The organism is Brucella sp. HL-2, assembly GCF_025846885.2.
Taxonomy (GTDB): Bacteria; Pseudomonadota; Alphaproteobacteria; order Rhizobiales; family Rhizobiaceae; genus Brucella; species Brucella quorumnocens.
Window position 1 is genome coordinate 86,555 of the sequence record NZ_JAOYTK010000001.1, and the last position, 26,530, is coordinate 113,084.

Consider the following 26,530-nt stretch of genomic DNA (forward strand, 5'->3'; position numbering starts at 1 on the left):
TCAGCGCGACAGCGAAACTGCCTGACCGCCTGTGGTCTGACCATCGAAACGGCCCTGACCCGAGGAATAGAGCGTCGCGACTGTTCCGCCATTCGCATCATAGAGCGAAAGCTGCTTGCCGCTGACCGACCACGAAGCAAGGCTTCCAAGTTCGCCCGGGCAGCGCAGCGGACCCGCGCGGAAACCCTGACCATACTTGGTCTGCGGCGTTGCGATCTTACAGTTCTGACCGGCAAGCGATGCATTCCAGACACCTGCGACCGTACCCGGTGTCAGATCAGGTGCTGATTCGGGTGGAAGGCTTGCAACCTGCGTATTCCCGTCCTGTGGAGCAGTGCTGGTCGTCGGCGCGGTTGGGAAAGAATTCGGAGCGTTAAGATTACCAGACTGTACGGAACTGACGGGAGCAGATCTCAGTGGTGCTGGCGGCGGCGGCGATGCATTGTTGTCAAAGCCTCCAACTCGGGAGCTTTGGCAACCGGCCAAAATGACGCCCGCTGCAGCAATGCTGAGCAAACTTGCTTTTGAAATTCCCATCTGGTTCTCCAATTCCTTCGTGTACTTGGGGCGTGATCTGGGGCTTGATCTGGGGCCTGACTAATTGGGGGAGTGCCCCTCGCACCATCGAGCATGAAGACTCGACCTAAAAACAATATTGCACCGATAAAATGGCGATATGGTTAAAAAATCAACTGTGCAATGGCGCAAATGTGGGTGAGATGGCATCAAGAACGCTTGAAATAGCTTAGAAATTTTCAGAATGGCGCAGGAAGGACACAGTTTCTGAGTAATCTGCGATCCATAAAGATGATGAACCGATACCGGTGCGGCCAAAAGCGCGCCGGTACTGGCAATTTGTGGGCTTTTCCGCCATATAGAGCCTTTCCAACATGAACGGCCAAATGAACGGGACCCGGAACCAGCAATGAGCAAGGCAGTCTTCTCCAAAATGAACGGACTGGGCAACAAGATCATTGTTGCCGATATGCGCGGACGTAGCGATCGTATCGCTCCGACCGCTGCCATCCGTTTGGCCGGAGATGAGGCAACCTCATTTGATCAGATCATGGCCATCCATGACCCCAAGACGCCTGGCACCGATCATTATATCGAGATCATCAATTGCGATGGCACACAGGCGCAGGCTTGCGGCAATGGCACTCGCTGCGTTGTGCAGTGGCTTTCTAACGAAAGCGGAAAACAGGATTACATTTTCCAGACACTGGCTGGCATCCTGACCGCCAATGAGCACGAAGACGGGCTGATTACCGTCGATATGGGCAAGCCGCATTTCGGCTGGAAGGAAATCCCCCTCGCCCATGAAGTTGCCGACACGCGGGCCATCAACCTTTCTGCAGGCCCTGTGGACGCACCCGTCCTGCAATCACCTTCGATTGCCTCCATGGGCAATCCGCATGCAATTTTCTGGGTCGAAAACGACGTCTGGTCCTATGCGCTCGATCAACATGGACCGGGGCTGGAGCACGATCCGATCTTTCCGGAACGCGCCAATATTTCCATCGCTCAAGTGACATCACGTGAAAGCATCAATCTGCGCACATGGGAACGCGGTGCGGGTCTCACCCTTGCCTGCGGTTCAGCCGCTTGTGCTGCCGCCGTTTCAGGCGCACGAACCGGACGCACAGAGCGCAGCGTCACAGTGAACGTCCCCGGCGGTCCGCTTAAAATCGAATGGCGCGAGGATGATCACGTCATGATGACCGGCCCTGCCGAATGGGAGTTCGACGGCACATTTGATCCTGCAACCGGCGAATGGGAGTACGCCCCCAATCAAGACCGGGGAGCTGCCTGATGAGCGTGGAAGTCGTAACCTTTGGATGTCGTCTCAACACCTATGAATCCGAGGTGATGAAGCGCGAAGCAGATGCCGCGGGTCTGGGCGAGCTGAAAGACGGCGCGATCATTTTCAACACCTGCGCGGTGACATCGGAAGCCGTGCGTCAGGCGCGCCAGGCAATCCGCAAGGCGCGTCGAGACAACCCGGAAGCGCGCATTATTGTCACCGGTTGTGCTGCGCAGACTGAATCGGCCAAATTCGAAGCGATGGATGAAGTCGACCTCATTCTGGGCAACGAGGAAAAGCTCAAGTCCAATTCCTACCGCATGCTGCCTGATTTCGGCGTGAACCAGTTCGAGAAGGTTCGCGTCAATGACATCATGGAAGTGCGCGAAACTGCAAGCCACATGGTTGATGCCATCGAAGGCCGTGCGCGCGCTTTCGTGCAGGTACAGAACGGCTGCGATCACCGCTGCACCTTCTGCATTATTCCTTATGGTCGTGGCAATTCGCGTTCCGTGCCGATGGGCGGTGTCATCGATCAGGTCAAACGCCTCGTCGATAACGGTTATGCCGAAGTGGTTTTGACCGGTGTGGACATGACCTCTTACGGTCCTGATCTGCCGGGAAGCCTTCGTCTCGGCAAACTGGTGAAGACGGTTCTGACGCAGGTGCCAGGTTTGCAGCGTCTGCGGCTTTCATCCATTGATTCCATCGAAGCTGATGATGATCTTATGGACGCCATCGCCAATGAAAAACGCCTGATGCCGCATCTGCATCTGTCGCTTCAGGCAGGCGACGACATGATCCTCAAGCGCATGAAGCGCCGCCATTTGCGTGATGACTCCATTCGCTTCTGTGAGGATGTACGCGCGTTGCGTCCCGATATCGTGTTCGGTGCCGACATTATCGCCGGTTTTCCGACAGAGACTGAAGAAATGTTCGCAAACTCGATGAAGATCGTCGAGGAATGCGGGCTCACGCATCTGCACGTCTTTCCCTATAGCGCCCGCGAAGGCACACCAGCCGCGCGCATGCCACAGGTTCGGCGTGAAATCGTCAAGGAACGTGCAGCACGGCTGCGTGCCGTTGGCGACCGCGCCTATGAAAAGCATCTCACTTCTCTCAACGGCACTCACCAGCGCCTGCTGATCGAGAAGGAAGGCATTGCGCGAACGGAAGGCTTTACGCTCGCCGTGATCGATCAGGGCAATCCCGGCGAAATCATCGATAGAATTGTGACGGGTCATGACGGAGAAAAACTTCTTACCCGTCAGGCAGAGCCGCAAGCGGCTTAAAGCTAAACAGGGCATCAAAATTTATGGCAATGGGCTTCATCAAGAAAATGTTCTCCTTCGGCAAGAAGGAGGTCGAAGAAAAGCCGGTCGAACAATCGGCCCCCGATACTGCTGAAGCTACTGTTGAAGCTGCAGTGGAAGCACAGCTTCCTGAAGCCGTCGAAGTACCCAAAGAAACGGAAATCACTGTCGCTGAAGTGGTGGTCTCCGAACCGGATACGCCTTTGGTCGTAGCCGAGCCCGAGCCGGCTGAAGAACCTGCGGCTCAAACGGTGGAAGAAGAAAAGGCTGAGCCGGAACATCCGGTTGCCGAGATCGAAATTCCTATCGAACAGCCGCCTGTTATGGAGCCCCCAGTGATGGAGCTTGGGGCAATCGAACCCGTCGTCGTTGAAGTGCCAGCGATCGAGCCGGTTGTTGAACCAGAGCCAGAACCTGTCGTTGAGCTGAAACAGCCCGAAATCGCAGACGTTCCGGAATTTATCGAGACGCCGATTGTCGAGGAAGTGGTCGAACCTGCACCTCAACCTGAGCCGGTGAAACCTAAAAAGGTCAAGGTTGCCAAGGCCGTTGAAGAACATCAGGACGAAACGCCGGTCGAAGCTGCTCCAGAGCCAAAGCTGTCGTGGTTTGAGCGTCTGCGTCGCGGATTGTTGCGTTCATCGAATTCGCTGAGCGATTCCATCGGTAGCATTTTCACCAAGCGCAAACTTGATGAAGACACGTTGCAGGACCTAGAAGACGTTCTCATTCAGGCCGATCTCGGACTTGAAACAGCAATGCGCGTGACGGACGCCCTTTCATCGGGTCGTTACGGCAAGGATGTGACCGGCGAAGAAGTCCGCAACATCATGGGTGCGGAAATCGAGAAGGTGCTGGGCCCTGTTGCCAAACCGCTGGAACTTGATCTTTCGCACAAGCCGCATGTCATTCTGGTTGTCGGCGTTAACGGCACCGGCAAGACCACGACCATTGGCAAGCTGGCGGCAAAACTTACCGCAGGTGGGCTCAAGGTCATGCTGGCAGCAGGCGACACATTCCGCGCCGCTGCAATTGAACAGCTCCACATCTGGGGTGAACGCACCGGCTCGCCGGTTGTCTCAAGCAAACTCGGTGCCGATGCGGCGGGTCTCGCCTATGATGCCTGGAAACAGGCAAAAGATGCGGGCAGCGACGTGCTCATCATCGACACTGCTGGCCGCTTGCAGAACAAGGCCGAGCTGATGGAAGAACTTGCCAAGATCGTCCGCGTTTTAGGCAAGCACGATCCAGAGGCACCGCACACTGTTTTGCAGACGCTTGATGCCACTACTGGGCAAAACGCGCTCAATCAGGTCGAGATTTTCAAGAACATCGCTGGCGTCAATGGTCTCGTCATGACCAAACTCGACGGCACGGCACGTGGCGGCATTCTGGTGGCAATCTCAGCCAAACATAAGCTACCGATCTACTTCATCGGTGTCGGCGAAGGTGTCGACGATCTTGAACCATTTGCGGCCAAGGATTTTGCCCGCGCCATCGCAGGAGTTGCCTGATGCAGCATCCCGTTTTCGAACGCGACCCGTCGGAAAAGACAGAAGCCGAACGCAAGGAAGTTCCGCCGCTGCTCAAGCTTGCATTGGAACTTGGACCGCTTCTGGTGTTCTTTTTCGCCAATGCACGCGGCGAAAGCCTGATTGAGCGCTTTCCCTTGCTCGGTCAGATCGGTGAACCGATCTTTCTCGCAACCGCACTTTTCATGGTGGCAACTGTCATAGCACTTGCTGTGTCATGGTCGATGACGCGCACATTGCCGATGATGCCGCTCATTTCAGGCATCGTGGTTCTGGTGTTTGGTGCGCTGACACTCTGGCTGCACAACGATACCTTCATCAAGATGAAGCCGACCATCGTCAACACGCTGTTTGGCGCGATCCTCCTGGGTGGGCTTTTGTTTGGCAAATCCCTGCTCGGTTATGTGTTTGATTCTGCTTTCAAGCTGGACGCCGAGGGCTGGCGCAAACTCACCTTCCGCTGGGGGCTGTTCTTTGTTTTCCTCGCGATTGTGAATGAGCTTGTCTGGCGGAATTTTTCAACTGATGCCTGGGTTTCCTTCAAGGTCTGGGGCATCATGCCGATCACCATTGTCTTCACGCTTTCACAAATGCCGCTTATCCAGAAGCACACTTTGCCTGAGGCGAATAAGCAAGGTTAGGGCGCAAGCCGAATAACAAATGCATGAAAATGGAGGACGCCATGCCCCAGATAGACAAAAGGCTCGATATCGAGCAATTCATCTGCCGTAGCGATAATTATGGCGTTCTCATTCATGATCCTGAAAGCGCCCTGACGGCGGCGATCGATGCGCCCGACGCAAATGCCATCGAAGCGGCGCTTAAGCGCCGTGGCTGGACGCTGGACTTCATCTTCACGACCCACCACCACCTCGACCATGTCGAAGGCAATGAGCAGCTGAAAGCCAAATTCGGCGTCAGCATCATTGGTCCGAAGGCCGAGGAAAGCAAAATCCCCGGCATTGATCGCACCGTTGCGGATGGGGATGAATTTACCTTCGGTCTGTTCAAGGTTCAGGTTATCTCGACACCCGGACATACGTCCGGTGAGATTTCATTCTATCTGCCGGAAGCGAAAGTAGTGTTCACTGGCGACACGCTTTTTGCGCTGGGCTGCGGACGGTTGTTTGAAGGGACGCCTGCAACCATGTTCCGGTCGTTGCAAAAGCTCGTCGCTCTGCCCGGTGACACGGCGGTTTATTGCGGCCATGAATATACCGAAAGCAATGCTCGCTTTGCATTGACTATCGACGCGGATAATTCAGCGCTCAAAGAGCGGGCACAGGGTATTGCGCGGTTGCGTGCGGCAGATAAGATGACCCTGCCTTCCAGCATAGCGCTCGAAATGGCAACCAATCCATTCCTGCGCTGGCACGACGGCTATATCCGCTCACGTCTTGGTATGCAGGAAGCTACCGATGAAGCGGTTTTTGCAGAAATCCGTAAGCGTAAAGATCTATTTTAGGATGTTACCATGAAGAACTTTTCCCACTTTAAAAGCCTCCATGCTGCAGCCCTCTTCGGCTTATCGCTTATGATCCTGCCGCAGTCTGTGAAAGTGGCCGTTGCGGAAGATATACTGGCAATCGCAACACCGCCGCAAACGCCTGCTGACATCAACAATTTCAAGCTGACCGAAGACCTTCTCGCGCGGATGGAAAAGATCCATAACAAGCTTGAAGACATGCAGCTCTCACCTACTGCCGAAGAAGGGCAAGATGCGCAGCCTTCCATGGATTCCATGGTGAAGAGCATTGAATCGCGCCCGCAAGTTGTTGCTGTGATGAAGGCTGAGAATATCGAGCCGCGCGATTATCTTCTTGGCTATTTCGCCATGATGAGCGCACTTGCGGCGGCTGATGCCGAGGAAGAAGATCAGCTTGTCGATGAAGTGAAGCAGATCAATCCCGAGCACGTGGCCTTCGGCAAACAATATGGCGAGCGCATTCGCGAATTGATCGGCGAGTAATGCATCAAGAAAAAACCGGCGAAGTTTCCTTCGCCGGTTTTTTTATCAGCTTGGCTGTCTTAACAAACGCAGCGCATTGATCGTTACCAGAACGGTCGCGCCCGTATCGGCCAGAATGGCTGGCCAGAGGCCGGTAATCCCCAGCACGGTCGTTACGAGAAACACAGCCTTCAGCCCAAGGGCAATTGTGATGTTCTGATGGATATTGCGCATGGTCCGCTGAGACAGATCGACCATGGCTGCAACGTCTCCCACCCGACCATGCAGCACTGCGGCATCCGCTGTCTCCAGAGCCACATCGGTGCCGCCGCCCATGGCAATGCCGACATCAGCCGCAGCCAGCGCTGGCGCATCGTTGATACCATCACCAACTTTGGCAACGACCTGACCTTCATTACGAAGCTCACCGACGATGCGCTGTTTGTCTTCCGGCAGAAGTTCCGCACGCACCTCGATGCCGAGATCCTTGCCGATGGCTTCCGCAGTACGGCGATTGTCGCCAGTCAGCATCACGGTGCGAATGCCTGCATCTTTCAACGTCTTAAGTCCGGCTATCGCATCAGCACGAGGTTCGTCGCGCATGGCGATGGCACCTGCAATCCTGCCGTCCGCGACCAGTACCGAAACCGTCTTGCCTTCATCGTTGCATGCGGTAATTCGGGCCGCAAGTTCATCTGGAATGGCTGAGATTTCATTGGCAGCCCTACGCGAACCGAGGAACAGTTCAATGCCATTGGCCTTGCCTGACACACCCTTACCGCCATGGGCTTTGCCTGTCGAAACCTCGGATAGTTTCAGACCGCGCGCCTCTGCTGCACCGACAATTGCCAGCGCAAGAGGATGGCTTGAGCCCGCATCAAGCGACGCAGCAAGGCGCAGAACTTCTTCTTCTGAAAGCCCTGCAGGAAGAACATCCGTTACCTGCGGCTTGCCTTCAGTCAGCGTGCCGGTCTTATCGAAGCAAGCGGTAGTGATCTTACCGATTGTCTCAAGAACCGCACCGCCCTTCAACAGAAGCCCCCGACGTGCGCCAGCAGAAAGCGAAGCTGCAATCGCAGCAGGCGTCGAAATAACCAGCGCGCAAGGGCAACCGATCAGCAAAATGGCGAGACCTTTGTAGATCCATTCATCCCATGCGCCCCCCGCCACCAGTGGCGGCAGGATCGCAACCAAAGCTGCAACCAGGACAACGCCCGGCGTGTAATAGGTCGAAAAGCGATTGATGAAACGCTCGGTTGGTGCCTTGGCTTCCTGTGCTTCTTCCACCAGCCGCACAACGCGTGCAATGGTGTTGTCTTGCGCCGCAGCCGTTACCTTCACACGAAGCAGCCCGTCACCATTGATGGTGCCTGCAAACACACTATCGCCCACTACCTTGCCAACTGGCGTGCTTTCGCCCGTCACCGGCGCTTCATCGACAGCACTTTCGCCCGATATAATTTCGCCATCGGCAGGCATACGGTCACCTGGACGCACAGAGATTACATCGCCAACATTCAGGTCTTCCGCTGAAACTTCCCTTGTCGAACCACCATTGCTTTCGAGAAATGCGGTCTTGGGCACCAGCGCTGTCAGCGACTGAATGCTTGCGCGTGCCTTGCCGGCAGCAACACCTTCGAGCAGTTCGCCAACCAAGAACAGGAAGACGACGGCTGCCGCTTCCTCAGTGGCACCGATGATAACAGCACCGATTGCGGCAATCGTCATCAGCATTTCAATAGAGAACGGAGTGCCGTTGATGGCTGCCGAATAAGCGCGTTTTGCGATCGGTATAAGACCAATCAGCATCGCAGCCGTGAAGGCCCACAAGGCAATCGGCGGGTAAAGATGGCCAACAATGTAGGCAACCACCAGACCGCCGCCACAGGCAAGCATCATCTGGCCTTTGCCGGTCCGCCACCAGCGTTTGGGCTTTGCGGGAGCCGTTGGCGATGCCTTCTTGCCAACGGCTGGCTGCGCGCTGGCCTTATAGCCAAGTCCCGTCACCTTTGCAGCAATCTCGTCGGGGTTTGCCGAGCCATCATGATTGACGGTCATGGTACCATTGGTCACAGAAACTGAAACATCCTGCACGCCACCAACGCGACGCACAGCCGTATCGATCTTGGCTGCACAAGAAGCGCAATCCATACCATCCACCTGAAAGCGGAAACTATTGGTTCCGGCAGTAATCTGCTTTGCTTCTGCTTCCTCATGGTCGTGATCATGATCATGATGGTCATGCTTGTGATCGTGACCGCTGCAACCTGCATGATCGTGGTCATGCTTGGCCGGAGCTTTTTCATCCGCTACTGGCTCAACACTGTAACCAAGGCTGCGCACCTTTTTGGCAACGCTTTCCAGATCGCTGCTGCCATCATGGCGCACCGTCATCATGCCTGTCGTCACCGATACGGACACATCTTCCACACCTGCAACGCGGCGCACAGCGGTATCGATCTTCGTCGCACAGGAAGCGCAATCCATGCCTTCCACACGAAATCGGTTTTGTTTCAGAATCTCGTTCATGATTTGCCCTTTTCAGAACGCCCTTGAATTATCTGAAACAAGATCTACATCCTCTAGTGACTAGAGGAGCAAGCGAAAAAATGATTACCAATGTTCCGATTGGCGAGGCATCAAAAGCCAGTGGCGTAAAAGTGCCAACAATCCGTTATTACGAGCAAATCGGGCTTCTTCCGGTTCCGCCACGCACGGAAGGCAATCGCCGTCTTTACGACAACAGCGATGTCCAGCGGCTTCTGTTTATCCGTCACGCCCGCGATCTGGGCTTTGAAGTGGACGCGATCCGCACGCTTCTCGACCTTCAGGACAATCCCGACCAATCATGTGCTGCAGCTGATTCTATTGCGCGCGCGCGCCTGATTGATGTCGAGCACCGTATTGCAAAACTGATGTCTTTGAAGACGGAATTGTTACGCATGCTCGATTGCACAGCACATGGCCGCATCGATCAGTGCCGGGTTATCGAAATTCTCGGCAATCACGAGGAATGCCTGCATCCCAGTCACTAGAATATTTCCTGTTTAAGATGAATCGCCAGAAATACGTCTCACTATTTGTATTTACGCATGTCTTCATCCCAAAATCGGTTCCCACTTTTGGGAGACATGCTCTAACTTTACTCGGCGGGTACCGCTTCTTTGCCCCGCGAAAAAATCATGTCTTTTGCAGCCAGCGCCGCACCTGCCGTAATCAACAGGCAAGCGGCGAGAATGCGCATGGATGGCTGGGCCGTACCGGCTAAGATCAGAACAAGCGTGGATAGAAGCGGGGCGGCATAACTTGCTGCGCCCAGCACCTGAATATTGCCGCGCTTCACTCCAAAATCCCAGGCATAAAACGCCGCTCCCACAGGCAACAGGCCAAGTGCCAGAACGCAAAGCCATTGCATTCCGGTTTCCGGCCACACTGTCTGTTCAAGTGCCAGATGGCAGATCAGTGACAGAACAGCGGTCGCCACGCAGAAACCGGTTACAGCATCCGTCGGCACGCTCGAAAAACGGCGAGAGAGCAGCGAATAGCTCGACCACGTCAAAGCGCAAAGTGCGGCCATTGCGTAACCAAAGCTGTAACGGGCTTCAAAGCCGAAACCACCGCCTTTACTCACGATCAGCACGGTCCCGCCAAGACCAAGAAGCGCGCCCGCGATATGATACCAGTGGAGCCGTTCGCCCGGCATCAGGGCGGATCCAATCACAATCAGCAGCGGCCAGAGATAGGCAATCAGGCTGGCATCAACGGCAGGCGCATTTCGGAGCGCGGTAAAATAGAGAAAATGGTAGCCGAAAAGGCCAACCACACCAACAAACCAGACGATTGGCGGTTGGCGCAGATGTTTGACGGCATTCGGGCGCCACAGCCAGGAAATGAGGCCTATGGATGCGCCGACTGAAAACGTCATGGCTGACAGTTGGAATGGAGGAACCTGACCGGAACCGGCAGTAAAAAGCGCCAGAAGCGCCCACATCGCTATGGCCGAAAAGCCGATCAGCGTCGCCAACTTCATGATTGATCCCCCCATTTGCGGGATCGCTCGCGCGGCTCAAGCCGTCTTTGGCGTCCCGTTATCTTATCTTTTCAAATCGTGTCGCCTCGATCTTCAGTGTCCCCAGCTGTGTGCCGATGCGTGCCACAACGGGCGCATAGATACCGGAATCGCCAAGCGATGCAAAGGAGATCGTGATCTTGCTGCGGGTGCTCAGATAATCAATCGCCTTCTTGCCCTTTTGATAGCCCGAGATTGGTGTGAACTTGGCCGAACAGATGACCGATTCGCCGGTGAAGCCTTCGGTAGTGAAGGATTCAGTGCCATTGAAATCCAATCGGATATCGGCACGAGTCTGACCATCAAAGACACTCAGTGTGCGATTGCAAACAGCTTTTGGGTCTCGGGTCGGAATCATAAGTGCGCTTAGCGGATCGCTCACATTGACCAGATCGTTTGGAGCTGTCTCCACCCAGGGATCGCGCTTTTTCACTGGTGGCAAATTTTCAGCGCTTGTTACGTTGCCACCTGCAAAACGTATCTTTGTGCTCTTGTTCTTTCGTCCATGCTTATAGGCAAGATCGAAGGCCGAGGGTGTTACCTTACCGGGGGCAGAACTGCCGCCCACATAGACCGTCCCGTCCGTATCGTCGAAAACGCGGGCAATACCAGATGTCTTGAAGCGACCATTGACGCCGTAATTGGCGCCTTTGACAATGGTTTCAATCGCTGAGCGCGCGATGGAAAGGCCAAACATCGAGATTTCATATTCGGTTCGGTATAAAGCGTCTGCTTTTGCGGTTCCCACCGCGGCCACACTCGCAATCGTCAATCCGGTTAGAAGTGCAAGTGCCCGCCGCTTTGCCCCATTCCTGATCAACTTGCTCTCAATCGGCTTGAAGAAATGCGATTGATTGATCATGCCAGATTTTCCTTTCGCGATATCTACTTCGAGAGCACCATACACCCGCATGAACAGCGCTCCAGCAAACCAAGTCCATGCCCAAGTCCATGCCCAAATCCGTGCCCAAATCCGTGCCCAAATCCATGCATTGAGCCTGCAAAACGATTCTGTTTATCTGGCCCATGCTCTAGTTTGTCTTTAAGCTTCCGACTATAAATGGCCCCAGATTCTCGTTTTACATTCTCTGTCGAACAGGAAAAACCGGCGAAGTTATGATCGGGCAGACCACCAGAGGATGCAAAACGCTGTAAATGCGCGCCTTTAGAGGTTCACAGCGGAATCTGTCTTGACTGTTTTCGCTACTGTCACTATAGAAACGCGACTTTCCCAATAGGCCGCCTGTCCGAGATCGCGCGCCAGCAGCAGCAAACTGCTATGATTGCTTTGAATTCGGACATTCGGGTCGGGGCCTGAGAAACAAAAAATTTGAAGGTGAGACCAAAATGTCCCGCGCTTGTGAATTGACCGGCACCTCGGTCCAGTACGGCAACAATGTGAGCCACGCAAACAACAGAACGCGTCGCCGCTTCCTGCCAAACCTCTGCAACGTTACGCTTATGTCCGAAGTACTCGGCCAGAGCTACCGTCTCCGCGTTTCCGCTTCTGCTCTGCGTTCGGTTGAGCATCGCGGTGGCCTCGACGCTTTCCTCGTCAAGTCTGACGACAAGGAACTCTCGCAGCGCGCCCGCCTGCTGAAGCGTCAGATCGCGAAGAAGCAGGCTGAAGTTGCTGCATAAGCAATCAGCTTTTTAAAGTTTGACAAAAAAGGCTGACTCGCGTCAGCCTTTTTTGCTGGTTCCATCACCCAGGATAAAAAAATGCCTATTACAGGTCCTTCTTTTGCCCGGCTCTGGCCGGCCGTGATAGCGATGTGTGCGGCAGTTGCGGCCTCCAACATCCTTGTCCAATATCCTTTTCAGCATTTTGGCCTTGGTGAACTGCTCACCTATGGTGCCTTCACCTATCCGGTGGCATTTCTCGTCAACGATCTGACGAACCGCCGCTTTGGCCCTTCGGCTGCGCGCAAGGTTGTCTATGCCGGTTTTGTGCTCGGCGTACTGATGTCGATCTGGCTGGCAACGCCGCGTATCGCCATCGCCTCCGGCTCTGCATTTCTGGTCGCACAATTGATGGACATCACGGTCTTCAACCGTCTGCGTCGCCAGACATGGTGGAAAGCGCCATTTGCAGCCGCCATGTTCGGATCGGTCGTCGATACGATTCTGTTCTTCTCCATTGCCTTTGCTGCAAGCTTCGCGTGGATTGATGCGATCACCGGCATGCCCGATTCATCTCTCGCCGAACCTGCCGCCTTCCTCGGTCTTGGAATGCCGCTGTGGGCTTCGCTGGCAACGGGCGACTTCTTCGTGAAAGTTGTCATGGGAACGCTGATGCTGGTGCCCTATGGAGCCATTCTGGCCATTTTCGCACCAACCCTTTATGCGCCCGACCGGATGAACACGAACAAGCGTTGATTTCACCCATCACGATCGGTTTATCTGAATAAAAATCGATTTCATTGAGGTGCTTCGGCCTCTATATACGGCGCTTCGATAAACCGGCAGAATTAATCTGCCGACTTTCTTTATTGGTTTAGATTTCTATATTGTTCACAGTGAGCATAATCCGCATTGATTTATTTCAAATGCGGATTTTATGCTTGTTGTTGATATTTTATATTTAGATAAAGGTTAATTAGATGTCAGAAAATAAAGAAAAGATTCCGCTTGTCATTATTACCGGGGCAAGCTCTGGAATCGGCCTTGCCACAGCCCGAATGTTTTCAGATCGCGGCCAACCGTTGCTGCTGCTTGCCCGGCGCCTGGACGCGATGGAAAAGCTCAAGCTGCCGAACACGCTTTGCAAATCCGTTGATGTGACTGATCGTCAAGCTCTGCTTGCGGCAGTCCAGGAAGCTGAAGAAAAATTCGGCCCTGCTGATGTCATCGTCAACAATGCTGGCGTGATGCTTTTGGGCGACGTAACCAAACAAAATCCCGAAGAATGGGATCGTATGCTTGAGGTCAATGTCAAAGGCTTGCTGAATGGCATTCATGCCGTCTCGAGCGGCATGGCTGCCCGCAAGCATGGCACGATCATCAACATCAGTTCAGTCGCCGGCCGCAAGACATTCGCGAACCACGTCGCCTATACGGCCACGAAATTCGCGGTTCATGGCCTGTCGGAAAACCTGCGCGAAGAACTGTCTGCACATGATGTACGTGTGGTGACGATTGCGCCGGGTGCCGTTGAAACCGAACTTCTCAGCCATACCAATGATGCGGGCATCAAGGCAGGCTATGAGGCGTGGAAAAAGGATATGGGCGCGCCAGTCTTATCGGCAGATGATGTGGCGCGGGCGATTGTCTATGCCTATGATCAGCCGCAAGGCGTATGCATTCGTGAGATCGTACTGGCCGCAACCCGCCAGCAAGCCTAAAAAAGGGGCCGAAAAGGCCCCTTTATTCTATCGCCTGCCTGCGCGGCGGCGTCCTCTGCCAGACGCCTCTGCACCCTGTTCCTCGAACAACGAAGCAAGCTGTTCGGTCATTGCACCCGCCAGCTCTTCTGCATCCACAATGGTAACAGCGCGCTGATAATAGCGCGTGACATCATGGCCGATACCAATGGCGATCAGCTCCACCGGCGAGCGATTTTCGATCTCTTCGATCACTGCGCGCAAGTGACGTTCCAGATAATTGCCCGGATTAACCGACAGCGTCGAATCATCTACCGGCGCGCCATCTGAAATCATCATCAGGATCTTGCGCTGTTCGGGGCGCGCCAACAAGCGATGATGCGCCCAGATCAGCGCTTCACCGTCGATATTCTCCTTGAGCAGCCCTTCGCGCATCATCAGGCCGAGATTGCGCCGTGCACGCCGCCATGGCGCGTCGGCACTCTTGTAGATGATGTGGCGCAGATCATTGAGACGACCGGGATTGGAAGGCTTGCCACGACCAAGCCATGCCTCACGCGATTGGCCGCCCTTCCAGGCTTTGGTGGTAAAGCCGAGAATCTCGACCTTCACACCGCAACGTTCCAGCGTGCGAGCCAGAATGTCGGCGCAAGTTGCAGCAACGGTGATCGGGCGACCACGCATCGAACCGGAATTATCAATCACCAGCGTTACAACCGTATCGCGGAAATCCGTATCGCGTTCCTGCTTATAGGAAAGTGGCTGCGTCGGATCGATGACAATACGCACCAGACGAGCCGAATCGAGATAGCCCTCTTCCAGATCGAAATCCCACGAACGGTTCTGCTGCGCCATCAGGCGGCGCTGCAACCGGTTGGCAAGTCTTCCGACCACGCCCTGAAGATTGGAAAGCTGTTTATCGAGAAACCCGCGCAGACGATCAAGCTCGGCCTCATCGCAAAGATCGGTCGCTTCGACCTCTTCATCGAATTCGCGCGTGAAGACATTGTAATCGACATGCTCGGAAAAATTGGCAAAAGGCTGGTTCTGACGGCGTGTATCGCCCGGCGTTTCCGCGTCGACATCTTCGCTGTCATCCATATCGTCGGAGGCAGCATCAGCGGCGTCCATTTCGCCCTGCTCGCCCTCTTCACTGGAACTGTCTGATTCATCGCTTTCGGCTGAATCAGAACCTTCCTGGCTTTCTTCGCCACCGTCCTCGTTTTCATCGGAGTCTGGCGTCTGTTCGTTGTCCTGATCCTGTTCGTCGCTCTGCTCTTCTTGAGAAAGCTCTTCGGCCATATCCATGGAGGCCAGCATATCGCGCACCGTGCGCGCAAAAGCTTGCTGATCTTCCAGATTTTCGCCAAGACGTGCCAGTTCAGGACCAGCTTTCTGCTCAATCCATTCGCGCCAGAGATCAAGTACAGGCCCCGCTTCAGCAGGTGCCGCGCGTCCGGTCAGCTTTTCACGCAAGAGCAGCGATACCGCTTCTTCAAGCGGCGCGTCTTCCTTATCTGTGACAGAAGCGAAATTGGCGCGGGTATATTTATCCGCAAGCATGGTGGCAAGATTGTCTGCAACACCGGCCATGGCACGGGCACCGATGGCTTCAACGCGAGCCTGTTCGACCGCATCGTAGATCGCACGTGCCTGCTTGCCTTCTGGTGCTAAGCTTGCATGGATACGGGCATTGTGGCGTGCCTGACGCAGCGCCATGGAATCGCCGAGGCCACGCGTAACCGCAACATCATGAGCAGTTGGGCGCTTTGGCAGGTCAGGCAGGCGGGCACGATTAGCAGTCAGCGCAGGGCGATCATTGCTGAAGGCGACTTCCAGCTCGTTCTCGCCGGAAATCGCGCGCATGGTCGCCGTCATTGCCCGCTTGAACGGTTCGGAATCTACCGGCCCGTTTTTACGCTCACGCGAATTATCGCCTATTGCTGACTTCTGGCCCGACATCTGCCTATCCTGACTTCACTGCCCTGACTTACTGTCATGACTTTATTGCGCTGCCGCCCGAAATGGGCGGCAGGCATCATCCAGTCTTATGCCAAAACGATATTGGCAGCAGATTCTGGAAGTTCCTCACCAAAGGCACGCTGATAGAACTCGGCCACAGTCTGGCGTTCTAGTTCATCGCACTTGTTGAGGAAGGTCAGGCGGAATGCAAAGCCGACATCGTTGAAGATCGCGGCATTTTCGGACCATGTAATAACCGTACGCGGGCTCATCACGGTCGAAAGATCGCCATTGATGAACGCCTGACGGGTCATATCGGCAACGCGGACCATCTTGTTCACGATCTCACGGCCTTCTGCATTCTGATAATGCTTGGCCTTGGCGAGAATGATGTTCACTTCGTTGTCATGCGGCAGATAATTGAGCGTGGTTACGATTGACCAACGGTCCATCTGCGCCTGATTGATCTGCTGTGTGCCGTGGTAAAGGCCCGTGGTGTCGCCGAGACCAACCGTGTTGGCGGTCGCAAACAGGCGGAATGCCGGATGCGGACGGATCACGCGGCTCTGATCGAGAAGCGTCAGGCGACCCGACGATTCCAGAACACGCTGGATCACGAACATCACGTCCGGGCGGCCCGCATCATATTCGTCGAAGACCAGCGCAACATTGTGCTGATAGGCCCAAGGCAGAATGCCGTCCTTGAATTCGGTAATCTGCATGCCGTCCTTGACGACGATTGCATCCTTACCGACGAGATCGATACGGCTGACATGGCTGTCGAGGTTGACGCGAACGCAAGGCCAATTGAGGCGCGCTGCGACCTGCTCGATATGCGTCGACTTACCGGTACCGTGATAGCCTGAAACCATCACGCGGCGGTTAAAAGCAAAACCTGCGAGAATGGCGAGCGTCGTCTGACGGTCGAAAATATAATCCGGATCCGTTTCCGGCACATAGGAATCGCCTGCCGCATAGGCTGGCACGCGCATGTCGGAATCAATTCCAAACACCTCACGTACCGAAACCGTCGTATCCGGCAAATTGGCTATATCCCGCTCAACCTTGTTCATCATGCCTCCAGGGCGGCAGGATTGTCCCACCGCGACATTCAAATTCGATCAGGGAGCCAGGTTCCGGCGAGCCAGATGACGCCCCTTCTGTTCAGTTGCGGGCATCCGTACTTGCGTCCGCGCAAATGCGCGGCAGATGAATGTCCGTTATACCAAGGCGCTGAGATGCTGACGCATCACGCCTTGAAAATGTTCAATCGCCACACGGGCTTAACCAATATCCCATGAGTCCCACTCATCGGATATTGGTATTAGAGCATTAAAACATGGCGCATGGGGAAACCAGTTCCCGTTTTCGCGACATGCCTCAACCACTCCGATACCCGGCTCATAAAGCCCAAACAGGCTTTAGCAAAAACCTGCCTGCTTGAGCAATTGATAAGCCTGAATGACGTCGCGAAATCTTTCTTCGGACCCGCGGTCGCCACCATTCGCATCGGGATGATGTTGCTTCACGAGTTCTTTATAGCGCGCCTTGATCTTATCGCTAGTTGAATTTGGTTCAAGACCGAGCGTGGCGAGCGCTTTTACTTCCAAGGTTCGTGGCTTGCGAAGCGCGGTTTTACCCGCAGGCGCTGCTTTTGCGTCTTTCACGAAATTGAACGGATCACGCAGACGGTTGTGATAGGCAGCCGAACCCGAACGCTTCTGCGCCATATCGGGCGAAGTGTGTTTTGTGGCTGTGGAATTGGACGCGGTCGACCAGGTCGGACGATTTCCTGTGATCGCGTCCTTCTGGAATTTGGAGATATCTTTGTCCGACAAACCCGAGAAATAATTGAAAGTCTTATTATATTCCCGGACGTGGTCGATACAGAAATGAAGATACTCGCCCTCGCGCATGCGCCCGACCGGCGCACGATGTGTGCCCGGCTTATCGCAACCATCCCACTGGCAGCAGGGACCGCTGGACTTCTTTTCCGCTTCCTTCTTGGGACGGATGCGGATGCTGTCGAAAAATTTTGAGTTCGTTGTCATCGAATCGGATTATGCGAATTAAGAGGAACTAAACAAGAATTGACATTTCGTCCTGACTGGTTTTGGCCATTCTTCAGGGCGAAATTTTGATGCAGACTGCATTTCCTGTGCGGATTTGCCCCACCAATGTCGCCGAGGCGACGTCTATATGAAGCACAGCACCTATATGGGGAGAACTGGCTCGAATGTCCATTCACAATAGCAAACAATCTTCAATGGAAGCGAAGCTTACGGCCGCTTTCGCGCCGGAACAGCTTGAAATCATAAATGAAAGCCACCTCCATGCCGGTCATCACCATGAAGATAGTGGCCATCATGAAGTTTACGATGGCACCGGCGAGACACATTTTCGTGTACGCATTGTATCGGGCAAGTTCGAAGGACTGAGTCGCATTGCCCGCCATCGTGCTATCAACGATATTCTGAAAGAAGAGCTCAACAGCGGCGTTCATGCACTGGCGCTCGAGCCTTCCGCTCCCGGCGAGCCAACCCGGCGCTGATCTGCTTACGCGTGAGCTTTAAGCCATTTGCGCAGACGACCACGCGCATTGGCGTAAGGCGAAGACGTGTTGAACTGGATCATGCGCCCAAGCGTATATTTTTCGTACCAAGCCACTCCATAAAGCTGCGCATCGCTGCGTGCCTCAATCAGTTCAACCAGCGCGTCTTTCGCGGCTTCGAAGCGCGACAGGAGTTCTGCGAATGGTAAGCTCTGGTAATCGTGGTAGAATTTGGATGCCAGATTGCCGAGTTCGTTCCATTTGAAACCCGTTGCCGGAAAATCGACCGGCTTCCTCTCATCGCGCAACTGGCACCATTTCAGAACCAGCTCGTTCCATCCGACCAGATAGGAAACGAGATTGTGTACGCTCATCATCGTGCCTTTCGCATGCCCTTCCATGGTGTTTTCCATGGCTTGCTCTGGCGACAAACGCGCAAGATCAATTGCCAGCCGGGCATAGTTCGTTTCGATCGCTGTAAGGAGTTCCTGCTTGTTCGCTGGAACCCCCATCAGTTTGAAACCTTCGCGGCGATAACACCTGATATGGGTTTGCCGTCGGCATCGAGCGGCACAATGCGCAGACGTGTCAGGCGGTTCTTTTCCTTCTTCAGCACGGAAAAGCGCTTTCCATGGAATGTGAAGGCCTGCTTCACTTCGGGTATCGTCTGGGTTTCGTGGATCACAAGGCCGGCAATGGTGGTTGCTTCCTCATCGGGAAGGTTCCAGCCCAGCGCACGATTAAGATCACGGATCGGCAGCGAACCATCGACCAGAACCGAACCATCCGGCTGCAGTCTGACGCCTTGCATGTCGAGATCGTGTTCATCGGAAATATCGCCGACAATCTCTTCGAGAATGTCCTCAAGCGTCACCAGCCCCTGCACATCACCATATTCATCAACGACGATGGCAATATGCGCCTTGCGACGGAGGAATGCGTCGAGCTGATCCTGAAGTGTCGTGGTATCGGGCACAAACCATGGCTTGCGTGCCACCTTCATAATGTCGATACGCTTAAAATCATTTTCGACGTCATAAAGCGTACGCAGCAGATCCTTGGTGTGGATGATGCCGATAATATTATCGATCTCATCGCGCCAGACTGGCATCCGCGTGTGCGGGCTTGCCAGAATTTCGCGCACCACCTGCTCCGCTGGAGCATCGGCATTGATGGTGCCCATTGAGGTGCGATGCACCATGACATCGCTGACCTCCAGCTCTTTGAGATCAAGCAAACCGCCCAGCTGATCGCGGTCTTCCTTGATCAGCGACTTATCGCGATGCAGCACTTCAACAGCGCCACGCAATTCTTCCTGCGCCGAAAGCATCGAACGGCCAGCTGCCAGATTAATCCCAAACAGTCGCAGGATCACCCGAACAATCCAGTTTACCAGCCCCGAAACCGGACCCAGCACCGTCACCACCGCTGAAACCGGACGTGCAACATTCAAAGAAAACCGGTCAGGACTGGAAATGGCCCATGACTTGGGCAGCACTTCGGCAAAGATGACCAGAATGACCGTCATTGCCAATGTCGAATAGGCAACACCTGCATCGCCGAACAGGGTGAGAAAAATGCTGGCCGCGATTGAGGATGCAAGAATATTGGCAAGGTTGTTGCCGATGAGAAGCACACCGATCAGTCGGTCCCGCTTGCCGATCAAATGCTGTACGACCGAGGCGCGCTGATCGCCATTATGTTCATAGGTGAGCATGCGGGCGCGGGAAGCCGCCGTCAGCGCCGTTTCAGCACCGGAAAAAAACGCCGAAAAAACGATGCAGAGCAGGATGATGCCGCACATAACCCATAGCTCGAAACCCATTCTCGTAATCCTTTCAGATTCAGACGGAGAGGCGTTCCTTCAGGAATTCAAGCACAGCCGCAGGTGGCACATCCTTGGCTATGAAGGATTGGCCAATACCGCGCGTCAGAATGAAGGTGAGCGCGCCGCGCGCTACTTTCTTATCCTGCGCAATGTAATCCATCAGCTTTTCAGCATCCGGCAAACCGCCCGGCACATCATTGAGCGAAATCGGGAGACCGACGGCCTTCAGATGCGCTTCCACACGTTCCGCATCTTCAATACCACAAAGGTTCATCTTGACCGAGAAGCGATGCGCCAAAGCCATGCCGATGGCAACGCCTTCACCATGCACCAGACGGCTTGAATCGTAGCCTGTCGCCGTCTCAAGCGCATGTCCGAATGTGTGACCGAGATTAAGCAGTGCGCGGTCGCCGGTTTCGCGTTCATCACGTGCCACGACTGCGGCCTTTGAGCGGCAGGATTCGGCAATCGCCTCTGTGCGTGCCGTACCGCCCGCAAAAATGTCCTGGCAGTTTTTCTCAAGCCAGGCGAAGAAATCCGGCCGGTCAATGAGGCCGTATTTTGCCACTTCCGCATAGCCTGCACGAAATTCGCGCGGGCTCAGCGTATCGAGCACTTCGGTATCGGCCAGAACCAGCTGCGGCTGATAGAAAACACCAACAAGGTTCTTGCCATATTGCGTGTTGATGCCTGTCTTGCCGCCAACCGACGAATCCACTTGTGCTAGAAGCGAGGTTGGCATCTGCACGAAATTCATGCCTCGACGCACAATGCCTGCGACAAAGCCGGAAAGATCGCCAACGACCCCACCGCCAAAAGCCACGACTGCGTCGCCACGCTCAAGCCTTGCAGCAAGTACGGCATTTGTTACGGTTTTGAGTGTCGAGAAAGATTTCGATTTTTCACCGGGTGTCACGATAACGGGCGTGGATTGAATGCCAGCGCGCGCAAAACTGTCGGTCAGTGCTTCAAGATGTGCCTTTGCAACATTCTCGTCGGTGACAATTGCCACACGAATGCCTGGAAGTCGCTTTGCAACTTCTTCACCTGCACGGGCAATAAGACCTTTGCCGATCAGGATCTCATAGGATCGGTCGCCCAGCGAGACGGGAACCGTAACAGTATCGGCAGCAGTCATAATCCACTCCAAAGCAGTCTAAACTTATTTCTTATCCAGATACTCGGCCAGAACGTCGATCAGTTCTCCGGCGATCACTTCTTTCTTGTCATCACGCGTCATCACATGCAGATCGGCGAGCGCGTAAACCGGATAGCGCTCATTCATCAGCCGCCGCATCACACCGCGCGGATCATCATTCCTGAGAAGCGGACGGTTCTGGCGGCGAGACACGCGGTCCATCAACACATCCAGTTCCGCATTCAACCAGACAGAAACACCATTTGCGGCAATTGCCTCACGAGTTTCAGCATTCATGTAAGCGCCGCCACCGGTTGCGAGCACCATCGGACCATCCTCAATAAGCCGCAGGATAACCCTGCGCTCCAGATCACGAAACTCAGCTTCGCCATAAGCTTCAAACAGTTCCGGTACCGTCATGCGGGCGGCAGATTCAATCTCGTTATCGGCATCGCGGAAAGGCAGGCCGAGCATTGTTGCTACCTTGCGACCGACTGTCGACTTGCCTGCGCCCATCAGCCCAACAAGAACAACCACTTTCGCACCAAGAAGCTGACGGACAGTGTCCGCCTTCTCGTTAAGATTTGTCTGTTTTGTTGTACTGCTCATAAACCTCATCCATTTCCTCCGGTTCCACATGAAAAACCGCGCGGCGTCAATCGCTTTCATCGCCTGAACGGCACCAAATAGGGCTTTTTATGCACGCGCTTTGGCTGTCCTTGCTTTCGTCTCAATAGCACAGCATAAACGCACCATGCCCACGCTGACGCGCATTCTTGTCCTGCTTGCTGTGATCGCTGCCATTGTCTACGGCGCAATGTTCTCGCTCGCCAATTTCGTGAAGCCCGTCACGCATGAGATCACCGTCGAAATCCCGGCGTCAAAACTGAAGCAAACAGTCGTTGCCCCACCTCCGGCGTCGGCACCGGCAACGATGCCGTCAGAAACCGTCACAGACGGCCAGACCGATGGGCCCGACGCGGCGGACAAGCAGGAGTAGACATGCGGGCATCTTTGGCGATTGAGAATTTTCTCGAAATGATGAGCGCCGAACGCGGGGCCGCGCACAACACGCTTGAATCCTATCGCCGCGATCTGGAATCTGCAGCCGACGTCATGACCGCACGCGGCATCAATATGACTGAGGCGAAAACCGACGATATACGCCATGTGCTTGATGGCATGGCCAATGAAGGCTTTGCTGCGACATCGCAGGCGCGCCGCCTTTCAACAATCAGACAATTCTTTCGCTTTCTCTATTCAGAAGGCTACAGGCAGGACGATCCGACCGGCGTTATCGATGCACCCAAAAAACAGAAGCCGCTGCCGAAAATCATGAGCGTTGAAAATGTCGGTCGGCTCCTTGATCGCGCCGACCTTGAGGCAAAAGAGGCGCTTGAGCCAGCAGACCGTATCAAAGCGCTTCGCCTTCACGCGCTGCTTGAAACGCTTTACGCCACAGGATTACGTGTTTCGGAGCTTGTTGGCCTGCCCGTCAGTGTCGCCCGCACCGACCATCGCTTTCTGATTGTGCGCGGCAAAGGGTCCAAGGATCGCATGGTGCCCCTGTCGCAAAAAGCGCGCGAAGCTTTGCAGGTCTTTCTTTCATTGCGCGATTCCCTGCCGGGCTACGACGATAACCCGTGGCTGTTTCCGGCTTTCTCTGAAAGCGGCCATCTGGCGCGACAGGTTTTCGGTCGTGAACTCAAAAGTCTTGCTGCCCGCGCCGGGCTTTCGAGCGCATCCATCTCGCCGCATGTGCTGCGTCACGCCTTTGCCAGCCACCTTTTACAGAATGGCGCAGACCTCAGGACAGTGCAGCAATTACTTGGTCATGCGGACATTTCAACGACCCAGATCTACACACATGTTCTGGAAGAAAGACTGCATAAGCTGGTAAGTGAACATCATCCGCTTGCCGATTAAGCGCGCGGCGGGTAAGAGAATTTCAGAAAAATTTGCAAGATGCGCGCGAAGTAAATATGTAAGGCGTCGTAAAACAGCCTCTATTGGGCTTGTTCTATGGCCAACATCTCTGGAAACGCACAATAGTCAGGCCCGATGTATAACTATCTCGATTTTGAAAAACCCGTCGCAGACCTCGAAGGCCAGATCCTAGAGCTGAAAAAGCTCGCACAGGAACAGGGCAGCGTCGAGATGAGTGACGAGATCAGCCGTCTCGAGAAACGATCGGCCGATGCGCTCAAAGATATCTATCGCAAGCTGACGCCATGGCAGAAGGCACAGATCGCCCGCCATCCGGATCGTCCGCATTGCCTTGAATATATCAACCGGCTGTTCACTGAGTTCACGCCGCTTGCCGGCGACCGCCAGTTTGCTAACGACGAAGCCATTCAGGGCGGCTTTGCCCGCTTCAATGGTCAGCCTGTTGCCATTCTCGGTCAGGAAAAAGGCTCGGACACCAAGACGCGCCTCAAGCACAATTTCGGCTCGGCCCGTCCTGAAGGCTACCGCAAAGCCGTCCGCATCATGGAAATGGCTGACCGTTTCCAGCTGCCGTTGATTACTTTCGTTGATACAGCAGGCGCTTATCCAGGCGTAAGTGCAGAAGAACGCGGCCAGGCAGAAGCCATTGCGCGCTCCACCGCAGAATGCCTCAAGCTGCGCGTGCCTGTCATCTCCATCATCATCGGTGAAGGTGGTTCAGGCGGCGCGATCGCGATTGCTGTCGCAAACCGCGTCTACATGCTCGAACATTCGATCTATTCGGTGATTTCGCCAGAAGGTGCAGCTTCGATCCTGTGGCACGATTCCACTCGTGCGAAGGACGCCGCCTCCAACATGCGCATCACTGCGCAGGATCTGTTCGATCTCAAAGTCATCGATGGCATCATCCCGGAACCGCTCGGCGGCGCACATCGCGGCAAGGAATCCACGATTGAAGCTGCAGGCGACATTATTACCGCCTCACTGCGTTCGATGAAGGATGTTGATGGCGAGACGCTGAAGCAGGAACGCCGCCAGAAGTTCCTCGATATCGGTCGTAACCTTTAATTTACTATAAAACTGGTTTTTGGCTCCGGCGCGCCACTACAGCATAATTCCTTAGACTTGCATCAGTTTAAGGTAAAATTAAGCTGTAAATATAAAGCGTTAGAGCGACATTTGTGCGCCCAAGAAGGCGCACGGCGCTCTAGTGGAGTGAATTTGGCGTTTGAATCCCGACTGACATAAATGCTGTTTCAAACGTCAAATTCGAAAACTCCACTAGAAACTTAAGCATTTGAGTGATCTTGATAATTCCGACATTTGCTCAGCGCCCGTATCACTGACAAGCAAATGTCAGAATTAGACCACTGTGTGCGCCGGATTTGCATCATGCCGTCATTTCCGCCATATTGCGGACACGGTGTTTTTTAGGTAATTGAGCAACGGTTTATCAACGATACTGAAAGGTTTAGTTGTTAATATCCGGGCACCGAAAAGTCAGGTTTGCTCAAATGCGTCAGAAGACGCGGCTTCGGGCAGGCTCTGATTAAAGCTGAGTACTCGTTGCTCTACCTATTTGTTTTTACGCATTATCCGATGCAAAATCGCTTCGCACTTTTGCTGGAAATGCTCTGACAGGCTCGATGCGATATGAAGATCAGAACCGCACTTCTTGGAACACTCTTGGCATCCGCTCTGCTTGCGGGCTGTCAAGGCTCGTCCGTTTCCGATCTCAGCTTACGCGCTGAAAAACCTCTTTCCGAAAAAATCGTCGCCAAGATGAAAACGAAGGGCATGACGCGCACTTCGCCGGTGATGGTTCGTATTTTCAAGGAAGAAGGCGTCCTCGAAGTCTGGAAGCAGAAGAACAACGGCAAATACGACCAGATTGCTTCTTATGAAATCTGCAAATGGTCTGGCAAGCTTGGGCCGAAATTCGTAGAGGGTGATCGTCAGGCACCAGAGGGCTTCTATAATGTTCGTCCCGCCCAGATGAACCCGAATTCGCAATATCATCTTGCCTTCAACATGGGCTTCCCGAATGCCTATGACCGTGCCCATAACCGCACCGGCCAGAATTTGATGGTGCATGGCGCCTGCTCGTCATCGGGTTGTTATTCGATGACTGATGACAGCGTCAGCGAGATTTATGCGTTTGGTCGCGATGCCTTCAAGGGCGGTCAGCGTGATTTCCAGATTCAGGCCTTTCCGTTCCGTATGACCGCAGCCAACATGGCGCGTTACAAGAGCGATCCGAATTACGGCTTCTGGAAGATGCTCAAGCAGGGCTACGACGCCTTTGAAACCACCAAGGTGCCGCCGAAGGTTGACGTCTGCGAGAAGCGTTACGTCTTCAACGTGCCTACACCTGAAGGTCAGCCGCTATCGGCAACAGATGCCTGCCCGCCTTCGGCCGGCTCGGAATCCATGGCCTACACGTCGTCTTATGAAAAGACATTCCAGTCCGCTTTCAGTGCGGCACAGAAGAAGCCAGCACCATCCATTCAGGGCATTACTGAAGCAAAGCTCGTTTCCGCCTGGAGTGCGGCGCGTGCACGCGGTGAAAAGGTAACACGCGAACCGCCATCGCTTTCGCCAGCATCCGCTGAAACGCCAAATGCACCGGATATCCAGCCTGCGGCAACGCCTATCTCGGCACAGCCAGCGACTGCTATTGCGGCAACGCCAGCAGTCGCTGCTCAAGCAGCACCCGCTGCCACTGCTCAGGCCGCAGCCGTTCCTGTTCCGCAGGAAAACCCTGCGGCTGTTTCGCCGATGACCACTGCAAGCACAGTGGCAGATACTGTTGTGGATAATGTCGCGGCACCTGCGCCCGAAAAGAAAAAGGCGTGGTGGAAACTGGGCGGTAATTAATAGCAGATGGATAAAGACGTTCCCGTCTATGATCTGAGAGGGCTTAAGTGCCCTCTTCCTGTTTTAAAGACGCGCAATCGCCTTCAAGATATGCCGAGCGGCGCGCTTCTCTGGGTGGAAGCGACTGATCCGCTGTCTGGTATTGATCTTCCACATTTCTGCACACAGGAAGGTCACGCCCTGCTTTCGCAAGAGCGTGACGAAAAACTGCATCGCTTTCTTATTCAGAAGAGATAAG

27 protein-coding genes are annotated in these 26,530 nt (G+C 54.4%); 16 read left to right on the forward strand and 11 right to left on the reverse strand.

Annotated elements, in window-relative coordinates; translation table 11 throughout:
- Positions 1-537, reverse strand: coding sequence for a protease inhibitor Inh/omp19 family protein (locus OIV19_RS00435; protein ID WP_095447630.1), 537 nt, complete (start codon positions 535-537; stop codon positions 1-3).
- A gap of 388 nt (positions 538-925) precedes the next feature.
- On the opposite strand from OIV19_RS00435, the gene dapF reads away from it, so the two are divergent.
- Genes dapF through OIV19_RS00465 form a run of 6 tightly spaced genes read left to right on the forward strand, consistent with a single transcriptional unit; the run spans position 926 to position 6,618 of the window.
- A complete protein-coding gene (dapF, locus tag OIV19_RS00440) occupies positions 926-1,813 on the forward strand; it encodes a diaminopimelate epimerase (protein WP_095447631.1) in 888 nt (295 codons plus the stop codon).
- A complete protein-coding gene (gene mtaB, locus OIV19_RS00445) occupies positions 1,813-3,096 on the forward strand; it encodes a tRNA (N(6)-L-threonylcarbamoyladenosine(37)-C(2))-methylthiotransferase MtaB (RefSeq protein WP_264230386.1) in 1,284 nt (427 codons plus the stop codon). Before dapF ends, mtaB begins: the two co-directional genes overlap by 1 nt.
- A gap of 23 nt (positions 3,097-3,119) precedes the next feature.
- Positions 3,120-4,631 (forward strand): signal recognition particle-docking protein FtsY, encoded by a 1,512-nt coding sequence (ftsY, locus tag OIV19_RS00450; protein WP_264230387.1) that lies wholly within the window; start codon positions 3,120-3,122, stop codon positions 4,629-4,631.
- A complete protein-coding gene (locus tag OIV19_RS00455) occupies positions 4,631-5,290 on the forward strand; it encodes a septation protein A (protein WP_095447634.1) in 660 nt (219 codons plus the stop codon). Before ftsY ends, OIV19_RS00455 begins: the two co-directional genes overlap by 1 nt.
- A gap of 41 nt (positions 5,291-5,331) precedes the next feature.
- A complete protein-coding gene (gene gloB / locus OIV19_RS00460) occupies positions 5,332-6,114 on the forward strand; it encodes a hydroxyacylglutathione hydrolase (RefSeq protein WP_264230388.1) in 783 nt (260 codons plus the stop codon).
- A 9-nt stretch (positions 6,115-6,123) separates the two neighbouring features.
- Positions 6,124-6,618 (forward strand): hypothetical protein, encoded by a 495-nt coding sequence (locus tag OIV19_RS00465; protein WP_095447636.1) that lies wholly within the window; start codon positions 6,124-6,126, stop codon positions 6,616-6,618.
- Positions 6,619-6,663: 45 nt separating this feature from the next.
- On the opposite strand, the gene OIV19_RS00470 is transcribed toward OIV19_RS00465, so the two are convergent.
- Positions 6,664-9,114: a heavy metal translocating P-type ATPase gene (locus OIV19_RS00470; protein WP_488713743.1), complete on the reverse strand. Its 2,451-nt coding sequence runs from the start codon at positions 9,112-9,114 to the stop codon at positions 6,664-6,666.
- A gap of 95 nt (positions 9,115-9,209) precedes the next feature.
- On the opposite strand from OIV19_RS00470, the gene OIV19_RS00475 reads away from it, so the two are divergent.
- Complete coding sequence (locus OIV19_RS00475; protein ID WP_191793337.1) at positions 9,210-9,632, forward strand: MerR family transcriptional regulator; 423 nt, start codon at positions 9,210-9,212, stop codon at positions 9,630-9,632.
- Between the two features lie 107 nt (positions 9,633-9,739).
- On the opposite strand, the gene yddG is transcribed toward OIV19_RS00475, so the two are convergent.
- On the reverse strand, positions 9,740-10,627 hold the full coding sequence (gene yddG, locus OIV19_RS00480; protein ID WP_264230390.1) for an aromatic amino acid exporter YddG: 888 nt from the start codon (positions 10,625-10,627) through the stop codon (positions 9,740-9,742).
- A gap of 58 nt (positions 10,628-10,685) precedes the next feature.
- On the reverse strand, positions 10,686-11,528 hold the full coding sequence (locus OIV19_RS00485) for a DUF3108 domain-containing protein (protein WP_264230391.1): 843 nt from the start codon (positions 11,526-11,528) through the stop codon (positions 10,686-10,688).
- Between the two features lie 485 nt (positions 11,529-12,013).
- Here OIV19_RS00485 and rpmB point away from each other — a divergent pair, with 485 nt between their 5' ends.
- The 3 genes from rpmB to OIV19_RS00500 all read left to right on the forward strand — a co-directional run bounded on the left by rpmB (position 12,014) and on the right by OIV19_RS00500 (position 14,010).
- Positions 12,014-12,307, forward strand: a complete 294-nt coding sequence (gene rpmB / locus OIV19_RS00490; protein ID WP_024898504.1) for a 50S ribosomal protein L28 — start codon at positions 12,014-12,016, stop codon at positions 12,305-12,307.
- A gap of 81 nt (positions 12,308-12,388) precedes the next feature.
- Positions 12,389-13,045: a queuosine precursor transporter gene (locus tag OIV19_RS00495; RefSeq protein ID WP_095447640.1), complete on the forward strand. Its 657-nt coding sequence runs from the start codon at positions 12,389-12,391 to the stop codon at positions 13,043-13,045.
- 224 nt (positions 13,046-13,269) lie between these two features.
- Positions 13,270-14,010 carry an SDR family oxidoreductase gene (locus tag OIV19_RS00500; RefSeq protein ID WP_264230392.1) on the forward strand — a complete coding sequence of 247 codons (741 nt, stop codon included), beginning with the start codon at positions 13,270-13,272 and terminating at the stop codon, positions 14,008-14,010.
- 27 nt (positions 14,011-14,037) lie between these two features.
- On the opposite strand, the gene cobT is transcribed toward OIV19_RS00500, so the two are convergent.
- The 3 genes from cobT to OIV19_RS00515 form a co-directional block, all read right to left on the reverse strand.
- Entirely contained in the window at positions 14,038-15,951 is a 1,914-nt protein-coding gene (gene cobT / locus OIV19_RS00505; protein WP_264230393.1) for a cobaltochelatase subunit CobT, read from the reverse strand.
- 86 nt (positions 15,952-16,037) lie between these two features.
- A complete protein-coding gene (gene cobS, locus OIV19_RS00510; protein WP_095447643.1) occupies positions 16,038-17,024 on the reverse strand; it encodes a cobaltochelatase subunit CobS in 987 nt (328 codons plus the stop codon).
- A 348-nt stretch (positions 17,025-17,372) separates the two neighbouring features.
- Positions 17,373-18,002: a J domain-containing protein gene (locus OIV19_RS00515; RefSeq protein WP_095447644.1), complete on the reverse strand. Its 630-nt coding sequence runs from the start codon at positions 18,000-18,002 to the stop codon at positions 17,373-17,375.
- A 185-nt stretch (positions 18,003-18,187) separates the two neighbouring features.
- Between OIV19_RS00515 and OIV19_RS00520 the strand changes: the two genes are divergently transcribed.
- The gene (locus tag OIV19_RS00520; RefSeq protein ID WP_095447645.1) at positions 18,188-18,502 is read left to right on the forward strand and encodes a BolA family protein; all 315 of its coding nucleotides are present in this window, start codon (positions 18,188-18,190) and stop codon (positions 18,500-18,502) included.
- Between the two features lie 5 nt (positions 18,503-18,507).
- Here the strand turns inward: OIV19_RS00520 and OIV19_RS00525 are convergent, their stop codons facing one another.
- The 4 genes from OIV19_RS00525 to OIV19_RS00540 are packed head-to-tail and all read right to left on the reverse strand — an operon-like array spanning position 18,508 to position 22,077.
- Positions 18,508-19,014 (reverse strand): ClbS/DfsB family four-helix bundle protein, encoded by a 507-nt coding sequence (locus OIV19_RS00525; RefSeq protein WP_264230394.1) that lies wholly within the window; start codon positions 19,012-19,014, stop codon positions 18,508-18,510.
- A complete protein-coding gene (locus tag OIV19_RS00530) occupies positions 19,014-20,327 on the reverse strand; it encodes an HlyC/CorC family transporter (RefSeq protein WP_095447647.1) in 1,314 nt (437 codons plus the stop codon). Before OIV19_RS00530 ends, OIV19_RS00525 begins: the two co-directional genes overlap by 1 nt.
- Positions 20,328-20,346: 19 nt before the next feature.
- Positions 20,347-21,468 carry a 3-dehydroquinate synthase gene (aroB, locus tag OIV19_RS00535; RefSeq protein WP_264230395.1) on the reverse strand — a complete coding sequence of 374 codons (1,122 nt, stop codon included), beginning with the start codon at positions 21,466-21,468 and terminating at the stop codon, positions 20,347-20,349.
- A 24-nt stretch (positions 21,469-21,492) separates the two neighbouring features.
- A complete protein-coding gene (locus tag OIV19_RS00540) occupies positions 21,493-22,077 on the reverse strand; it encodes a shikimate kinase (protein WP_264230396.1) in 585 nt (194 codons plus the stop codon).
- Between the two features lie 145 nt (positions 22,078-22,222).
- Between OIV19_RS00540 and OIV19_RS00545 the strand changes: the two genes are divergently transcribed.
- The 5 genes from OIV19_RS00545 to OIV19_RS00565 all read left to right on the forward strand — a co-directional run bounded on the left by OIV19_RS00545 (position 22,223) and on the right by OIV19_RS00565 (position 26,529).
- Positions 22,223-22,468: a hypothetical protein gene (locus OIV19_RS00545; RefSeq protein WP_095447650.1), complete on the forward strand. Its 246-nt coding sequence runs from the start codon at positions 22,223-22,225 to the stop codon at positions 22,466-22,468.
- 2 nt (positions 22,469-22,470) lie between these two features.
- The gene (xerD, locus tag OIV19_RS00550) at positions 22,471-23,394 is read left to right on the forward strand and encodes a site-specific tyrosine recombinase XerD (protein WP_095447651.1); all 924 of its coding nucleotides are present in this window, start codon (positions 22,471-22,473) and stop codon (positions 23,392-23,394) included.
- A 135-nt stretch (positions 23,395-23,529) separates the two neighbouring features.
- Positions 23,530-24,483 carry an acetyl-CoA carboxylase carboxyltransferase subunit alpha gene (locus OIV19_RS00555; RefSeq protein ID WP_095447652.1) on the forward strand — a complete coding sequence of 318 codons (954 nt, stop codon included), beginning with the start codon at positions 23,530-23,532 and terminating at the stop codon, positions 24,481-24,483.
- 585 nt (positions 24,484-25,068) lie between these two features.
- Positions 25,069-26,292: a hypothetical protein gene (locus OIV19_RS00560; protein ID WP_264230397.1), complete on the forward strand. Its 1,224-nt coding sequence runs from the start codon at positions 25,069-25,071 to the stop codon at positions 26,290-26,292.
- 6 nt (positions 26,293-26,298) lie between these two features.
- The gene (locus tag OIV19_RS00565) at positions 26,299-26,529 is read left to right on the forward strand and encodes a sulfurtransferase TusA family protein (RefSeq protein WP_404901769.1); all 231 of its coding nucleotides are present in this window, start codon (positions 26,299-26,301) and stop codon (positions 26,527-26,529) included.
- Position 26,530: the final 1 nt, after the last annotated feature.

Excerpts from the sequence above, each read along its gene's own strand:
- OIV19_RS00530 (WP_095447647.1), bottom strand. The coding sequence starts at position 20,327 with ATGGGTTTCGAGCTATGGGTTATGTGCGGCATCATCCTGCTCTGCATC.
- cobT (WP_264230393.1), bottom strand. The coding sequence starts at position 15,951 with ATGTCGGGCCAGAAGTCAGCAATAGGCGATAATTCGCGTGAGCGTAAA.
- OIV19_RS00455 (WP_095447634.1), top strand. The coding sequence starts at position 4,631 with ATGCAGCATCCCGTTTTCGAACGCGACCCGTCGGAAAAGACAGAAGCC.
- yddG (WP_264230390.1), bottom strand. The coding sequence starts at position 10,627 with ATGAAGTTGGCGACGCTGATCGGCTTTTCGGCCATAGCGATGTGGGCG.
- OIV19_RS00520 (WP_095447645.1), top strand. The coding sequence starts at position 18,188 with ATGTCCATTCACAATAGCAAACAATCTTCAATGGAAGCGAAGCTTACG.
- mtaB (WP_264230386.1), top strand. The coding sequence starts at position 1,813 with ATGAGCGTGGAAGTCGTAACCTTTGGATGTCGTCTCAACACCTATGAA.
- OIV19_RS00435 (WP_095447630.1), bottom strand. The coding sequence starts at position 537 with ATGGGAATTTCAAAAGCAAGTTTGCTCAGCATTGCTGCAGCGGGCGTC.
- OIV19_RS00495 (WP_095447640.1), top strand. The coding sequence starts at position 12,389 with ATGCCTATTACAGGTCCTTCTTTTGCCCGGCTCTGGCCGGCCGTGATA.
- OIV19_RS00500 (WP_264230392.1), top strand. The coding sequence starts at position 13,270 with ATGTCAGAAAATAAAGAAAAGATTCCGCTTGTCATTATTACCGGGGCA.
- OIV19_RS00560 (WP_264230397.1), top strand. The coding sequence starts at position 25,069 with ATGAAGATCAGAACCGCACTTCTTGGAACACTCTTGGCATCCGCTCTG.
- aroB (WP_264230395.1), bottom strand. The coding sequence starts at position 21,468 with ATGACTGCTGCCGATACTGTTACGGTTCCCGTCTCGCTGGGCGACCGA.
- OIV19_RS00525 (WP_264230394.1), bottom strand. The coding sequence starts at position 19,014 with ATGGGGGTTCCAGCGAACAAGCAGGAACTCCTTACAGCGATCGAAACG.
- OIV19_RS00465 (WP_095447636.1), top strand. The coding sequence starts at position 6,124 with ATGAAGAACTTTTCCCACTTTAAAAGCCTCCATGCTGCAGCCCTCTTC.
- OIV19_RS00555 (WP_095447652.1), top strand. The coding sequence starts at position 23,530 with ATGTATAACTATCTCGATTTTGAAAAACCCGTCGCAGACCTCGAAGGC.
- rpmB (WP_024898504.1), top strand. The coding sequence starts at position 12,014 with ATGTCCCGCGCTTGTGAATTGACCGGCACCTCGGTCCAGTACGGCAAC.
- OIV19_RS00515 (WP_095447644.1), bottom strand. The coding sequence starts at position 18,002 with ATGACAACGAACTCAAAATTTTTCGACAGCATCCGCATCCGTCCCAAG.
- OIV19_RS00540 (WP_264230396.1), bottom strand. The coding sequence starts at position 22,077 with ATGAGCAGTACAACAAAACAGACAAATCTTAACGAGAAGGCGGACACT.
- OIV19_RS00545 (WP_095447650.1), top strand. The coding sequence starts at position 22,223 with ATGCCCACGCTGACGCGCATTCTTGTCCTGCTTGCTGTGATCGCTGCC.
- gloB (WP_264230388.1), top strand. The coding sequence starts at position 5,332 with ATGCCCCAGATAGACAAAAGGCTCGATATCGAGCAATTCATCTGCCGT.
- xerD (WP_095447651.1), top strand. The coding sequence starts at position 22,471 with ATGCGGGCATCTTTGGCGATTGAGAATTTTCTCGAAATGATGAGCGCC.
- dapF (WP_095447631.1), top strand. The coding sequence starts at position 926 with ATGAGCAAGGCAGTCTTCTCCAAAATGAACGGACTGGGCAACAAGATC.
- OIV19_RS00565 (WP_404901769.1), top strand. The coding sequence starts at position 26,299 with ATGGATAAAGACGTTCCCGTCTATGATCTGAGAGGGCTTAAGTGCCCT.
- ftsY (WP_264230387.1), top strand. The coding sequence starts at position 3,120 with ATGGCAATGGGCTTCATCAAGAAAATGTTCTCCTTCGGCAAGAAGGAG.
- OIV19_RS00485 (WP_264230391.1), bottom strand. The coding sequence starts at position 11,528 with ATGATCAATCAATCGCATTTCTTCAAGCCGATTGAGAGCAAGTTGATC.
- cobS (WP_095447643.1), bottom strand. The coding sequence starts at position 17,024 with ATGAACAAGGTTGAGCGGGATATAGCCAATTTGCCGGATACGACGGTT.